12 protein-coding genes and 2 pseudogenes are annotated in these 14,288 nt (G+C 36.6%); 9 read left to right on the top strand and 5 right to left on the bottom strand.

Annotated features, from left to right (window positions below; genetic code table 11):
* Positions 1 to 48: 48 nt before the first annotated feature.
* The gene (locus tag J5A74_04120; GenBank protein ID QUI96499.1) at positions 49 to 690 is read right to left on the bottom strand and encodes an L-2-amino-thiazoline-4-carboxylic acid hydrolase; all 642 of its coding nucleotides are present in this window, start codon (positions 688 to 690) and stop codon (positions 49 to 51) included.
* A gap of 538 nt (positions 691 to 1,228) precedes the next feature.
* On the opposite strand from J5A74_04120, the gene J5A74_04115 reads away from it, so the two are divergent.
* The 6 genes and pseudogenes from J5A74_04115 to J5A74_04090 all read left to right on the top strand — a co-directional run bounded on the left by J5A74_04115 (position 1,229) and on the right by J5A74_04090 (position 5,330).
* Positions 1,229 to 2,521: an IS110 family transposase gene (locus tag J5A74_04115; GenBank protein ID QUI96498.1), complete on the top strand. Its 1,293-nt coding sequence runs from the start codon at positions 1,229 to 1,231 to the stop codon at positions 2,519 to 2,521.
* Between the two features lie 473 nt (positions 2,522 to 2,994).
* Positions 2,995 to 3,324, top strand: a complete 330-nt coding sequence (locus tag J5A74_04110) for a hypothetical protein (protein QUI96497.1) — start codon at positions 2,995 to 2,997, stop codon at positions 3,322 to 3,324.
* Between the two features lie 25 nt (positions 3,325 to 3,349).
* Positions 3,350 to 4,201: a CbrC family protein gene (locus J5A74_04105; GenBank protein QUI96496.1), complete on the top strand. Its 852-nt coding sequence runs from the start codon at positions 3,350 to 3,352 to the stop codon at positions 4,199 to 4,201.
* 54 nt (positions 4,202 to 4,255) lie between these two features.
* Complete coding sequence (locus J5A74_04100) at positions 4,256 to 4,579, top strand: hypothetical protein (GenBank protein ID QUI96495.1); 324 nt, start codon at positions 4,256 to 4,258, stop codon at positions 4,577 to 4,579.
* Between the two features lie 9 nt (positions 4,580 to 4,588).
* Positions 4,589 to 4,787, top strand: a pseudogene (locus J5A74_04095) (hypothetical protein).
* 429 nt (positions 4,788 to 5,216) lie between these two features.
* Positions 5,217 to 5,330: pseudogene (locus tag J5A74_04090) on the top strand (ClbS/DfsB family four-helix bundle protein).
* A 388-nt stretch (positions 5,331 to 5,718) separates the two neighbouring features.
* Here J5A74_04090 and J5A74_04085 read toward each other — a convergent pair.
* Positions 5,719 to 7,473 carry an IS1634 family transposase gene (locus J5A74_04085; protein QUI96494.1) on the bottom strand — a complete coding sequence of 585 codons (1,755 nt, stop codon included), beginning with the start codon at positions 7,471 to 7,473 and terminating at the stop codon, positions 5,719 to 5,721.
* Between the two features lie 385 nt (positions 7,474 to 7,858).
* Here J5A74_04085 and J5A74_04080 point away from each other — a divergent pair, with 385 nt between their 5' ends.
* On the top strand, positions 7,859 to 8,122 hold the full coding sequence (locus J5A74_04080) for a hypothetical protein (GenBank protein QUI96493.1): 264 nt from the start codon (positions 7,859 to 7,861) through the stop codon (positions 8,120 to 8,122).
* A gap of 149 nt (positions 8,123 to 8,271) precedes the next feature.
* Here the strand turns inward: J5A74_04080 and J5A74_04075 are convergent, their stop codons facing one another.
* Positions 8,272 to 9,846, bottom strand: a complete 1,575-nt coding sequence (locus J5A74_04075; protein QUI96492.1) for a transposase — start codon at positions 9,844 to 9,846, stop codon at positions 8,272 to 8,274.
* A gap of 369 nt (positions 9,847 to 10,215) precedes the next feature.
* Here J5A74_04075 and J5A74_04070 point away from each other — a divergent pair, with 369 nt between their 5' ends.
* Together J5A74_04070 and J5A74_04065 are read left to right on the top strand one after the other, a co-directional pair.
* Positions 10,216 to 10,983 (top strand): gamma-glutamyl-gamma-aminobutyrate hydrolase family protein, encoded by a 768-nt coding sequence (locus J5A74_04070; GenBank protein ID QUI96491.1) that lies wholly within the window; start codon positions 10,216 to 10,218, stop codon positions 10,981 to 10,983.
* A complete protein-coding gene (locus J5A74_04065) occupies positions 10,976 to 12,364 on the top strand; it encodes an APC family permease (protein ID QUI96490.1) in 1,389 nt (462 codons plus the stop codon). Before J5A74_04070 ends, J5A74_04065 begins: the two co-directional genes overlap by 8 nt.
* Positions 12,365 to 12,521: 157 nt before the next feature.
* On the opposite strand, the gene J5A74_04060 is transcribed toward J5A74_04065, so the two are convergent.
* Positions 12,522 to 12,758, bottom strand: a complete 237-nt coding sequence (locus J5A74_04060; protein QUI96489.1) for a hypothetical protein — start codon at positions 12,756 to 12,758, stop codon at positions 12,522 to 12,524.
* A gap of 212 nt (positions 12,759 to 12,970) precedes the next feature.
* Positions 12,971 to 14,221, bottom strand: a complete 1,251-nt coding sequence (locus tag J5A74_04055) for a transposase (protein QUI96814.1) — start codon at positions 14,219 to 14,221, stop codon at positions 12,971 to 12,973.
* Positions 14,222 to 14,288 lie beyond the last annotated feature (67 nt).

Here is a 14,288-nt window from a genome sequence, read left to right as displayed (position 1 = left end):
AATGTTTTTCCTCCTAAAATGCCGTGGATTGCTTTGTCTATCTCATTCTCATTCATGATGCTCATCTCCAACAAACCAATAATCACAAAGCTTACCGCCAGTGGCTAATGTATGTTCTCTGTGCAGTGTGGCATGCATTAGATTTGCTGTAAGATAATCCATATTACACATCACTGGAAGAATCTCTAAAAATCCATACTTTCTTGCAAATGTATTTAACGGGCATCTTGTAAAGTGATAGTAAGCCCCATACTCTGGTTTATTTTCATCAAAGTTAAAGTCCCAAGTGTAATCTTTGTATTGGGGATGTTCATCAACCCATTTTTTGTTTGCAATGAATTTTTCCTTTAGTTTCTTTCTATCATCCGGATTATTGAAATTTCCGTGTGACATATGTTTCTTTACAATCGGCTTATCCATCATTTCTTTGATCACGACTGCATAATCTTCCGGCGTAATTGCTCCATCTGCGGCTTTCCAAATTGCCATGAGTGGAAATGCACCGTAGATATTTCCCTGCATTGGATTTCCTTTTCCGATATCATCCACATCTTTAAACATCTGTTTACAGATCGGTTTTGCTTTTTTGATATACTGCTTCGCAGCTGCCTTTCCATACTTATTTTGCAATGGTTTCTTGATTACATAGGACATCATCATCCATGTAATCTCATTAAACGGCATACTCATATGTTATCCCCTCTTCCTACTTTATGATTGTGCAAAGACCTGCAAGTAAAACAGCAATAATCGGATGTGAACTGTCCATAAGGGATATGTACAAAATTTTGATTGTTTTGCTTTCCAATATGACTGTTATGTTGATTGGAATTTAAGGCCTTATCATTAGGGCTATTCTTTAAAAGAGTGTAATTCTTCTCATACTTGAGAAATTCATAGGATTTCCTATATACATATTATAGCATATTTTATCGCCTGTGCATCGAAAAGTTATTTAGAAGGCTTCTGATGGTCGTAACCCCCTGCGCAAGCTGTGGGGAGTGTCAAGGTATTCTGGTTACGCTCTTTTCAACTGAATGACAAGACTTTTCGGCTTTTTTGTCGGATTATTATTGAAAAAAATAAAAGCGTACGCTATTATGTACATATAAGGAGCTTCCTGTATAATAAAAAACGTGGATGCTGAAAATTGAAAATACCTCAGAGTACAATAAGACTACTGACTGGCAGGTTAGTAACAATCTTATTAAACAGAGAAGTATCTACAATGAAGTCTAACACACAGAACGCAAAAATTGAAGCTATTACAGAAAAAACTTTGGTACTTGGGATTGATGTCGGAAGTGAGACGCACTACGCCAGAGCTTTTGATTACAGCGGAATTGAGTATTCAAAGAAACCTTTTAAATTTAGTAACACAGAGACTGGATTTGTGACACTTAAGGAATGGATCCTGGATCTCAAAGAAAGACATGAGAAGGATAAGGTGGTTCCAGGTATGGAACCGATCGGGCATTACTGGTTCAATCTTGGAAAGTTTCTACAGGATAATGAAATGAAACTGGTTCTTGTAAATCCTCACCATGTGAAAAAATCAAAAGAACTCGATGACAATAATCCAACTAAAAATGACCGTAAGGATCCGAAAGTTATAGCAGGATTAGTTAGAGAGGGACGTTACATGATCCCATACCTGCCGGATGGTGTTTACGCTGATCTTAGAACAGCATCAAACATAAGATTCCAGTTACAGGCGGAACTTACAAGAATTCAAAACAGGATCAGTCGTTGGTTCAATATATATTTTCCTGAATATAAAACGGTATACGGAAATCCAGATGCCAAGAGCGGAATGCTAATCCTTAAAGCAGCACCACTCCCTGAAGATATCCTGACATTAGGTATCGATGGAGTGAACCAAATCTGGCGTGATGCGAAGTTAAGAGCAGTTGGAAAAGCGAGGGCGAAGACCCTGATAGAAGCTGCAGAGCACAGCGTCGGAAGCAAAGAAGGAGCAGTATCTGCAAGAATGGAAATCCGAATGCTTCTGGAGGATTATGAATCCAGAAACATACGTCTTCAGGAAGTTATGACTCTGATTGAAGGGTTGGCAAAGCAGATTCCGATGGCTGAGAAGCTGTTGGAAATCAAAGGTGTGGGAATCAAGACAGTGTCAGGATTCCTTGCTGAAGTAGGTGATATCAGCCGTTTTAACACGCCGAAAGAACTGCAGAAGCTTGCAGGGTTGGCATTGGTTGAAAGTAGTTCGGGAAAGCACAAGGGCGAGACAACAATAAGCAGACGAGGTCGAAAGAGACTCAGATACCTGCTCTTTGAGGTTGCAATGTCGCTTGTAGCGAAGAACCCGGAGTTCAGAGAACTCCATAATTATTACACAACCAGAAGGCTGAATCCGTTGAAGAAAATGCAGTCACTTATGGCGATTGCAGCCAAGCTGATACGTGTCTTTTATGCAATGCTGACAAAAGGTGTGGATTATGATCCGAAAAAGATGGTCAGTGACATCAAGAGACCGGCAGTTTATCTACAGGCTGCGTAAGAAAGACAAGTAACTATAATGGAGGCTGTCATGTGGACAGCCACTGGAACAAGCAGAATGTAACAGATAACGTCCACTGATCACAGTGCTGGAACAGGAAGCGAGTCAGTAATCAATAATACAAAGAATGAGCCAGTAGTCGGCAGAAATAGTCACCATGGGGCATATGACCCCGTTAAGGAGCATAGCTGACACCCTGGTTATGGGCAGGCAGGACGAAGGAAGTTAGGATCTCTGGAGACAGAGATGATCCTGGTGGATATAGGAGGTTAGCTGCCATAGAGGGATGGGTATACACAAGGCCAGTAAAGCGGAAATCAATGACGTTTTATTTCGTATACCTTTTAACCACTATTTCAGTACCTGATACATCGAAATGCTCATAGCTGTGGCTTATTCACTGAGATATGAAAGGTTGAAAAACCTTGAATTTTCAATAAAAAAACACTTGATTATATGAGGAGGCGCAGATTATGTATAACACAAATCTTCCTAAAATGTATGAAAAGTTTTTAAAAGAGATTGAAGGAAGTGACGGGTTTCCAGTAGAAAATACAGGAATTATTCTGTATGAAAAGAGAGATTTAGAAGAAAGAAATACCACATATGAAGTAGAAGAATATGAGCTTGAATTTTTTATGATAGGTCAAGATGGAGATTTGGCTTTCTTTATAAAAAAGGACTCGGACGATACCATATATAAAAATGATTTAGGAGCACTAGGATCATTTGAAATGGAAGAGGTATCTAAAGATATATATGAGTTTATAGAGTATGTAAAAAGATATTATAACATGCTTTGATTATAGAAAGAGGTAGAAATTATTAATGAATGAATTTCTAAAAGAATATATAAGCTTAAAAGAAAATTTTATAAAACAAAATGAGAGCAGTGAAAGTGTATTGGCACTATATGAATTTGCAGACAGATTGTCAAAGCATACAAAAAAAGAAGCCATGGAAGTGTTGGTAGATGTCTATCAACAGCTGTATATGATGGAGAGTGTATATAAACTGTATGCGGGTATTTATGATAAAAAGGATAAAAAGCAGTTAAAAAAGTTCTCAGTATTAGAAGATTTAAGTAAAAGTCATGGTGACAGATTTGCAATAAAAAGACCGTTAAATGCAAAGGAAAAAATTGAAAGAAATAAACGCAAAAAATTATTACCGAAATTCAAATATCATCCGGATCCTATAGGTACAGGAGCATTTATAGAAGGAGAAGCAATGATATGTCCTTGTTGCGGTAAGGGAAGCACAGTATATTATGCTACCACTCCATACAGTAGGGAAAATGTAGAAAATCTCTGCCCGGTTTGTATTTCAAACGGAGAGGCGGCAAAGAAGTTTGATGCTGAATTTGTTCAAGATACTGAATGGAATTTTGAACCTGATGAGGAAAAGAATGATGAACTGTTCCACAGAACACCGGGATATTTGAGTTGGCAGGGTGAATATTGGCTTTCTTGTTGTAACGATTACTGTGCATTTCTGGGTAGTGTAGGTACAAAAGAATTGAATGAAATGGGAATTTCAGATGAAGTCTTTGAAGAGTACAATAAACGAAAAGAGTTTAATGATGTGGAGGCATATCTGGAAAAAGACGGATCAATTTGCGGATATTTATTTAGATGTTTGCACTGTGAAAAATATCATTTGTGGGTGGATGTCGACTGATATTTTTGATCGTGAGATTAGAGCAGATTTAATATCATATAAGGAATAATAAAAATGGAAAATTTAGAAATTTTCGAAAAAGCTTGTAAATATTTTTCTGACAATATATCTGAGTTTAAGGAAATACTGTCTGAAAAGATACCGACACTAAATGATAAGGATTGGGAATTTGATAAGGGCAGTACAAAGGTATTTAAGGCTGATGAAACAGGAAGAAAGAAAAGATGCAAAACCGGTATAGCATACCGTTTAAAGATTGAACTTACAGAAGCTGATGCAGAAACTGTATGGGATAATTTTAATATATTTTTTGAAAAAACATATACAGCAGATATTGAAAGAGTTTCCGGAAGATATAAAAAAACTGATTTAAAATAGGAGTATGGAATGAAATATATGGATTGCGGTAATATGCGAACCGAACTTGAAGCATTATATTTTCTCGACAATGCCTTGACTGATCCTTCGGAGGAGTATCTTAGAATAATAACAAAAGAAGAAAGTGAAACTGATTTAAGATATCTTATAGACAATGGTTCAATATGTTTTTTTCACGGAGGATGCTGTTTTAATAAAGGGATTTGCATGTCAACTACCCATCACTTAAAAGTAATGAGCTTGTAACTACCCAGTCGTAGTAACAACTTACGTCTCCAACCTTTAAACCCCAATAGATATTGTTATCTAAAGTGGCGTTACATCGTAGGGTGGTTGACAACACCCTTTGTATTAAAGATATGCTCTAATACAACTGTATCAGGTACTTTGTTATCTCACGATAAGCGTTTCCCATGCCGTACAGTCGGTTACTTGAGTATATTTTACATGGCAACAAGCTTTGTTTTGCCACAACCTCATATATACTTTTCAATCTACTAAGAGTGCCTTCGGCTTTAAAGCCCAACGGTTTTCTCTATATTAATAGTATATCATGCGTGTAACCAATTTACAAGGCTCCTCCCACCACCCAAGGGTAGTGGGAGGAGCCTACAACAAACGAAAGGATTTTATTTATGAAGCAACTAAAACAGCAGTATGGGAAGTATATAAGTTTATTCATGTGAATACTGTTGCACCTTTTGGATCTTGCAGAACCAAAATCAGAAAATGGAAGAAGATAGTATTATAAATTACTTTTTGTAAAATAAAAAAATTCATAAAGATGGTTACCAAAGACGATAGAAGAAAAACTATCGTTTTTTTTCTTTGTAAATTTTCAAGGAGGGAGGTGAAGATTGAAAATGAAAAGTAGAGGGAATACATTACCCTAAGCACACGACAAATAAGCCATCTTCCGGTGGCTACTTTAAAAATTGAATATTAGAAATGTTAAGGCTATGCAGTTGATGACTTGATTTTATAACCTTGGTTTCTGACAAGCATGAGTGCCTGCTCTACGGTAATCTCATAATCTACAGGTGGTAGATCGGATTTTCGATAAAGTTCTGCATTATAGTTTTCTCAGTTCTTTAACATATGGGACCTGACTTCCGTCGTTTCTCTAAAAATATAGTACTCTAATAAATCAGCATACAGTTTTCGAAGAAATTATCTACTTCATCTTTAGTAAGATACAGGGCATCGAGGTTGCTAAGACCAGTTTCCTTTTTGACTTTCTCGTTAGCAGCCTGGTTCCTTGAAATATTAATATATGTTCCGTCACCCCTATCCACTATTCTGAAATCACGCATAAAGTTGATTAAGTCATAGGAATTTATTCTGTTCTTAAAACATTTGATTTCCATAACCCTTAAAAGAAACAGACTAAGATAGCATATTAAAAAATGCCCATAGATTGTTTCTTTTTTTCGTGCATAAACAGGGCGTGCATCAAGATATGATTTTGTAATTCTGAAAGACTCCTCTATCTTCCACAAACTATGGTATGTCCTGTAAATATCCAAAGGCTCCATATCAAGCTCTGAGGTTACCATAAGATTATAACCAGCATATTTAAGATCTTCATCAATTTTAGACTGGTTAATCTCTATTAAAGGCTTTATATTTTTTCCTGACTTATCTTTGTTTGTTATGGTTATATATTTTGCTGAATCTCCCAAATCTTCTCTGGCTAAGTTTTTGTAAGTTGAGTAGTTAGCAGCTTTGTCTACCATTTTCTGTATTTCAGCCTTCTGCTTTTTTGCAAGGTCAGGGTTGTAAGAAACAATGCGTTTCTCTTTTACTGAAAATTTTGTGATTATCTCCTCGCCTGTTTCAGGATCGGTATCAGTAAAACTGTATGAAAATCTGTCTGTGCAGGACTTAATACGAAACAACAAATGTCCCTTTTCATCATGGTAATCTGTAAATACATTTACATCATTTTCAAGCAAAAGCCACTGTTTTTCTTTATTGCTGAGATTTTTTCCATGTACTGATTTTGAAAAAATATATCCGTCCTTAGCTTCCTTAACAGCGGAGTAAATGTTTCTGGCACAGTTAAGTCCTTTGTCGGCAACCTGTACGGTCTTTCCTTCCACCTTATAACGCTGTTTCATTTCTTCAATGATTTTTCTGATATATGGTTTTTCTGATTCATTTCCGGGATACATCTGCATTGCCATGGGAACAAGGTCAGCATCCAAAAGCAGTGCCTGTCCTATAATTGGTGAATGTCCGTTTTCTTTTGATGGTCCCTTCTGTCTGTCCTCACCTGGGAGGTCAATTTCGAAGTAATAGTTGGTACAGTCAAAAAATACATTGTGCAAGTTTCTTTTGTAATGCTCTCCATAGCAATGGTTAAAGAGTTCTATATATTTTTTATAAGACTCCCCTATAAAAGAGCAGCCGTCATAAACTTGATCTTCTGAAATGTGCACACCCCTATAAAGATGCGGGAATACATGTGATACAGTCTTGGATTTTGAGCATGGCAGGATAACCCTTGCATAGATGAGCTGTTTGATTAAATCGTAAACTGAGAATTGGAATCGCATTTGTAAAGCAAGGACATCTATGGTCTCTTTAACATTAAGTTCTGTTATGAGTGAGTGGAGCATGAAATGCCCTATATTCATTTCGATTGCAGACGAAAATGAGCGTGGGCGCGTTTCATCGTTAAGAGCTTTGGCACGCTCTTCATTTTTTGAATTAACATAGTCAGTATAGAAAGCCACTGGATCGGGCATATCTTCAGATGCAAGTTTCTCGACATACCCAAAAGACTCAATGTTTCTTGAACGTGGCTGTTTCTTTTCTCTGTCCCAATATGATTCATACATCTGGAGATAGACTCCATTTTTCTTTTTTTCACGCCTTAAATAGTATGCCATAAAGCACCTCCCATAGAGTACTATGAAGTACTATTATTATAACATATATGAAAATTTTTTGCAACAAAAAAATGCCTTAACCAAGGCACTTAAAATGTTGAGATATCAGGATTTATTTAGGTTTTAGAAAATCGATTGCACACAATGGGAATTTAAAACTTCGGAACTTTCATAGTACTTCGACGGAAGACGGGAATAAAAAGGTTGAAAAAGGAAAATGAAGTATGCTATAATACAGATTGACTTGGATTATGCCAATGAAGCTATGGGGATTTGACAAAAATAAAAAAATATTATAATTTATCGCCATGGATTTATTAAAAATAGATATTTACGATATTATTTAATGATTTATAGAAATCGTATCAAGAGAAAGGAGAAACAGATGACCAAACAAAAACTTAATCTTTTGGTAGGGTCTATTGGAGCATTTCTTGGAATTTTTGTCTTTGTTGCCTATATCCCTCAAATTTACGCTAATTTACAAGGGAGCAAAGCGCAACCGTTTCAACCGTTATTTGCTGCAATTTCTTGCCTGATTTGGGTTATTTATGGGTGGACTAAAGAACCGAAAAAGGACTGGATTCTCATTATTCCTAATTCAGCAGGAGTAATTTTAGGGGGCTTAACCTTTCTTACTGCTTTGTAACTCCATGCAATGAATACAAGAGGGAGATGTGAAAAAACTCGATTGAGTTTTTTCGCATCTTCCTTTTTGCCTTTATTTTGTATAAATGGCTGAAATCATACGCAAAAAAAGCGCAGTTCCCCTACCCCATAGAAATTCTTTTTTTGAATCTATGCGGCAGCTCTGTTTCTCATCTTTTTTTTCTGATATTTATATAAATTATGGCCTATCGCCACGAGTAAAACTTCCAGTTTGACTGAATGAATACCTCTTCGGACAATTCTCTTGTACCAACGGTCGCTTTTCATAATTCCGAAAGTGCCTTCTGCTTGTATCGAACGGTTCATTCGTAATAACGCACCGTGGATACTTTCTAGGTTTTCGATTACTTCCTGATGCATGGAAGTTAGTTCCTGATTGATCCGAACAGTTCGATTCTTATCTGTCTTCTTACATTTCTTTGCATATGGACATCCGCTACAGTCTTCGCATTCATACAGTTCTTCCTTGCGTCCGTACTGATTTCCCCTCACATTTTTTCTGCATAAAAAATGGAATACTTTATCGTTAGGACATCTCATGAATCCTTGATCATCAATTCTGAAGTTAACTGCACGAAATGGATCTTCATGATATTTCCGATCCTTAGTTTCCTTTTTAAACATTGGAAATTTCATATACTTTTCAATGCCGTTCTGTTCACAAAAAATATAATTGTTGTATGAGCCATATCCGGCATATGCCACAGGATATTTGGGGTAGAATCCATAAGTTTGTTTGAAGTGCTCCATCAAAGGAACGAAACAATCCATATCCGAACGATAATGGTTTACGTCAACAACTGCAATATATTCATCTGCTACACCAATCTGTACATTATATGCCGGCAGAAGCTGATCATTTCCCATGTAATCTGTTTTGATACGCATAAAAGTAGCGGAGTTATCTGTTTTAGAGTAACTGTTTCGGTTAGGATCACAGATTTCAATTTTTTGTATGTATTCTTGAAGTTTCTGACAGAAAGTAGTCAAGTGTTCATAATGACGCTGTTCTTTGGATTTTCGCTTTCCGCTTCCGTAGACAAATGTGCTTGTATCCAGTTCCCATAAAAGTACTAGTTGCTCAGCGATTTCACTCAAATAATCCGGTAAATACTCTGTGTTTGTTGTAATCTGCACCCCGCTCCATGCGATTTCTGTATTAATTTCCTCAATCTCCGCAGTGATTTTTTCGTAAAGCTTGTAACGGAACTTTTCGGTAGCCTTCTTCCATACCCAGGTATACTTGTTTGCGTTTGCTTCAAACTTGGAGCCGTCGATGTAGAGATGTTGCAGATCTACATGCTCCTCGTTAAAGATAGCATGATTGATATCGTTAAAAATGTTTTCAATCTTATCTTTAAGTATTTTATTGATGAAATATCCAAAGGTTCTGTATGATGGAGTCCGGTTATCCATGAGATACATGAACCTGATATTAACTTTGCAGTTGTCTTCCAGTTTTCTCAGAGAGCAGTAACCGCTAGTCATAAATCCGAAAAGTACTGTTTTTAACATGTTGACCGGATTATATCTGCGTCGTCCGGTTGTGTACTCCGGAATATCCGTCAGATACTTGTTTAAATCGATTCCTCCTATCAATCTGTCAAATGTTAAAACAGGATCCAGCAGATCCAAACAATCTGAAAAAAACAGTGGTAAATATCCTTGTTTTGAATTACAATAAGTGTTGGGTAAATTTTTCATTGCAAGTTAATTTTACCACAAAAGTAGGACCTTTCGCATGAACGAATGGTCCTATTTCTTTTAGGGACTTATTTCACATCCCCTTTTATGTAAGAAAAGCCTTTAAAATAAAGGGTTTAAAAGAATTGCGCAAAATCAAATGGTTTATTAGAAATTTAAAACGTCGGAACTTTCATAGTACTTCGACGGAAGACGGGATTCCTTTTCCTTTCTTGAATTGCTGTAATTTTTATACCTCACCGATTCTCTTCCACACTCTCTTCCTTTATTATACAAGCTTTATAAAAAAATTGAACTATTTTCAAATTCGCTTGCTTTCCCTATTTTTTATTGCTATACTGAAAATACTATATATTATATAGGTTTTGTATGTTGAATAGAAAAGGAGTTGATTTTATGAAAAAACCAATCATTGGAATCTCTGGAAATATCATCACCGACAGTTCTGGAAATTTTGCTGGCTATCACCGTGCCTATGTCAATGATGATTACATTGATTCTGTTGTCCAAAATGGAGGCATTCCATTGATGATTCCATTGAATGAAGATAAAGAAATTGTCAGAGAACAGGTTCGAGCTGTCGATGCCATTCTTCTCTCCGGTGGACAAGATGTCTCACCACTAAATTACAACGAAGAACCATCTCCAAAATTAGGAGAAACTTTTCCACAGCGAGATCAATTTGATTTTCAATTAATTCAATACGCAATGGAAGAAAATAAGCCTATTCTTGGAATTTGTCGAGGAATTCAAATCATTAACACTTACTTTGGTGGGTCACTCTATCAAGATTTAAGTGATTTTGAAAACAAGGTAATTATGCACAATCAGGCAAAGAATCCTCAGCTTCCAACACACACCGTAACGATTGAAAGAAATTCAAAACTATTTGAGATTTTTAAAGAAGAGAAACTACTAACAAATTCATTCCACCATCAAGCAGTAAAAGAAGTCGGCAAAGGTTTAGCTGTAACTGCAAGGACAAGTGATGGCATCATTGAAGCCATTGAACACAGAGATTATCCATTTCTGATAGCTATTCAATGGCATCCTGAAATGCTTCACAAAAGCGTAGCCAAAATGAATCTGATCTTTTCTGCTCTCATTGTCACCGCTGGAGGGAAAAAAGATGAATAATTCAACAAAAAAAATGACCTTTTGGTCCATTGTATTTTTGACCATCAATTCCATTATTGGAACAGGAATTTTTCTTTCTCCCGGCGGTGTGAGTAAGCAAGCTGGAAGTTTTGCACCATTTATCTACATCTGTGCTGCCATATTTGCTGCTGTCTTAGCTGTCACCTTTGCTGCAGCCAGCAAATATGTTGTCAGAAATGGTGCTGCCTACTCCTACACCAAGGCAGCCTTTGGTGACAATGCTGGTCTATTTATTGGTGTAACTCGCTTTGTCTCCTCAGGAATTGCCTGGGGTGTAATGGCAACCGGTGTGGTTAAAAATGTCCTCTCTATTCTCGGACTGAATGACAAAGATTCTATCCAAGTCACCATAGGCTTTTTGGTTTTGATGCTCATTTTACTTTTTATTAATTTAAAGGGCACTGCCTTCTTGACAATCATTAGCAATCTCTCCACCATTGGAAAAATGGCTGCACTGGGGATCACGATTATTGCTGGTTTTATCATTATTGTCACTACTGGTCAAAATCATATGCACGAAATTGATGCTCTCACCGATGCCTCTGGCAAGGCATTTATTTCCAAAATGAATTCGACAATATTTGTCACTGCTGTTATTTCTGCCTTTTACGCATTTACAGGATTTGAGAGTGTGGCCTCTGGTGCAAGTGATATGGAAAATCCAGAAAAAAATTTACCAAGAGCAATCCCTCTGGCCATTGGCATCATTGCTGCCATCTACTTTGGCATTGTCTTTGTTGCTATGATGATTAATCCTGTGGCACTGGTCACTTCAAAAGATGTGGTTGTCCTTGCAGCCGTATTTCACAACCGACTCATTAAGGGAATTATTGTCCTCGGTGCACTTGTTTCTATGTTTGGTATCAATGTAGCAGCCTCCTTTCATACACCTAGAGTTTGTGAGGCCATGGCAAAAGATGGCATCATGCCTTCAATATTTGCAAAGCGCAATAGTAAAGATATTCCTCTAAATGCGTTTATCCTCACAGCGGCACTTGCTATTATCATTCCAATGTCCTTTCGCTATGATATGCAAGGAATTATGATTATTAGCTCTATTGCACGATTTGCACAATTTATTATTGTGCCACTCAGTGTCATTGTCTTCTTCTTGGGAAAACAAAAAGAAGACATTATCGATGCCCAAAAAAATGTCATCACCGATGTTATTTTTCCCGCACTTTCTGTGGTGCTCACCCTTATCCTTCTCTATAAGTTTAACTGGAAGGGTCAGTTTTCTTTGAGCAACGCCAATGGCACAGAGAGCCTGAACTGGTACGCCATTATTGCAATGCTTATCGGTTATGTTGTACTGCCGATTGTTGCCTATTTTTATTCTAAAAAACAGCATTTGAAGTAAATGGGGAGCTGTCGCTTTAACGCTTGATCAATCGTGAAGCGGCAGCTTCTTTTTATGATTTTTATTCCCTAATTGTGAGTTCTACAAAATTTAATAGAAGCAAAAAAATAACGAGGCGGGACATCCACCTCGCTATCCATATCAAATTAATCTTATTCTATATATTGGCCACCTCAAATGCATCCCAAATCGCATACATAATATTGGAAACCTTTTCTGCATCACCAATTTTATATAAATTCGAAACATCATACTTGAGTTCATCATACAAGCCATTTTCACTGGCATATCCGACACATAACACAACACTATCTGTTGAGATTATCTTTTCTTCTTCCTTGCCATCTGTATTTTTGAGATCAACATATAACTTACCATCTTCAAATTTCTTCACTCTGGCATTGCACTCCACACTTTGTTATCTTTTTATTGATATTAGTCTAACATGAGGAACCTCTCTTTACTAGAAACAAGTCTTTTTCTGATAGAAACAAATTTTTTCTGCCAAGTAGATAAGTGAACTACCCATCACCTAAAGGTAATGGGCTTCTAAGAGCCTAACAGCTCTATTTAAGAAGTTTGATATTTAAGTTTCCACCTAAGTAATTAGGCAATCCTTATTCTTATCGGCGTGTCCACTTCGCCTCTACTGTATAGGATATTCATATCCACAACACTACTTTTACGCATGATATTTAATGCTCCGTTAACATCTGCATTGATTGTTTTACCACTTGCCGTTTTGTATAGACCACGATGTAATCTTCTGCCACTAAACGGATACTCTTTTGGATTATCGGCATTGTAAACAGGGAGATCGTCTCTATCCCAAAAAGATGATTTCGATGTATAGGATTCTTCCTGTTTTACAAAAACAATGTCATTTCGTTTGCAAAGATATTCCAATTTGTTACGCAACTGTCCATAAGGGATATTTACAAAATTTTGATTGTTTTGCTTTCCAATATGACTGTTATGTTGAAAAGTCTCATTGTAACCAACAACAAGCGTACCTATATTATTGATGATACAATAATCTATCACCCTACGAGCAGTTTTATTCATATAGTCGTTCACCTTATTGTTGCGATTACGAGCAACTGCTTTTTGTCTATTTGTAGGCTTTCTACTAAAATGCTGTTTATCTTTTATCGATTGCAAACGGGCATTTTCTTTATTGAACCACTGATTGATCGATTTCAGTCTTTTCCCGTCAATAATGAACGATTGACCACTATTTGATACGGCTGTTACGAGATTGTTGATACCTAGGTCAAGTGCAAGTGCGTTGTTTGTGTTTAGATTTCTTTGAATACATTCAGCTTCATATATATACTGGATTTCAAAGAACCTTGCATTCGCTTTCGGTATCATGCGTATCTCTTTTATCGTCTTATCAAGAAGTATGGGTGGTATCGTAATTTCAACAGACTTATGCGTTTTCTTAAAACTATTGGAAAACGGAAGTATCAGCTGATTACCCTTAAGTCTTACAAAACCAATGATCAGTGTTGTGTATCCATCTTTTGGAAGATAATGTGGCAGTTTACAATCCATAAAAGCATATTTTCCCTGCTTGACAAGTTTAAGCAGACCAAAAAATGACTGAAACGAGCCATCAACCTCTTTCAGTATCTGCTGTGCCATATTGGAATTTAAGGCCTTATAATTAGGACTATTCTTTAAAAGAGTGTAATTCTTCTCATACTTGAGAAATTCACCTTCTGTAAAATAATGTTGACGCACATTATAGATTGCCTCATTAGCAAGATTCTTAGCCGTATGACAAAGTTCCCTGATTGTGATGTAATCTTCCTTGGACAGATGTTTCACTTGTTGTTTTACAGTAAGATACATACAATTTTCTCCTTTCATAGACTCGGAAATAGGATTTCCTATATATGCATTATAGCATATATTTTAA

It is taken from the genome of Lachnospiraceae bacterium oral taxon 096, from assembly GCA_018141845.1.
Lineage (GTDB): Bacteria > Bacillota > Clostridia > Lachnospirales > Lachnospiraceae > F0428.
This window is presented reverse-complemented; position numbering and strand designations above follow the sequence as displayed.

Bases quoted from the DNA above. Each gene is read 5' to 3' on its own strand.
- J5A74_04080 (QUI96493.1), top strand. From the start codon at position 7,859: ATGACCAAACAAAAACTTAATCTTTTGGTAGGGTCTATTGGAGCATTT.
- J5A74_04115 (QUI96498.1), top strand. From the start codon at position 1,229: ATGAAGTCTAACACACAGAACGCAAAAATTGAAGCTATTACAGAAAAA.
- J5A74_04070 (QUI96491.1), top strand. From the start codon at position 10,216: ATGTTGAATAGAAAAGGAGTTGATTTTATGAAAAAACCAATCATTGGA.
- J5A74_04085 (QUI96494.1), bottom strand. From the start codon at position 7,473: ATGGCATACTATTTAAGGCGTGAAAAAAAGAAAAATGGAGTCTATCTC.
- J5A74_04100 (QUI96495.1), top strand. From the start codon at position 4,256: ATGGAAAATTTAGAAATTTTCGAAAAAGCTTGTAAATATTTTTCTGAC.
- J5A74_04120 (QUI96499.1), bottom strand. From the start codon at position 690: ATGAGTATGCCGTTTAATGAGATTACATGGATGATGATGTCCTATGTA.
- J5A74_04105 (QUI96496.1), top strand. From the start codon at position 3,350: ATGAATGAATTTCTAAAAGAATATATAAGCTTAAAAGAAAATTTTATA.
- J5A74_04055 (QUI96814.1), bottom strand. From the start codon at position 14,221: ATGTATCTTACTGTAAAACAACAAGTGAAACATCTGTCCAAGGAAGAT.
- J5A74_04110 (QUI96497.1), top strand. From the start codon at position 2,995: ATGTATAACACAAATCTTCCTAAAATGTATGAAAAGTTTTTAAAAGAG.
- J5A74_04065 (QUI96490.1), top strand. From the start codon at position 10,976: ATGAATAATTCAACAAAAAAAATGACCTTTTGGTCCATTGTATTTTTG.
- J5A74_04075 (QUI96492.1), bottom strand. From the start codon at position 9,846: ATGAAAAATTTACCCAACACTTATTGTAATTCAAAACAAGGATATTTA.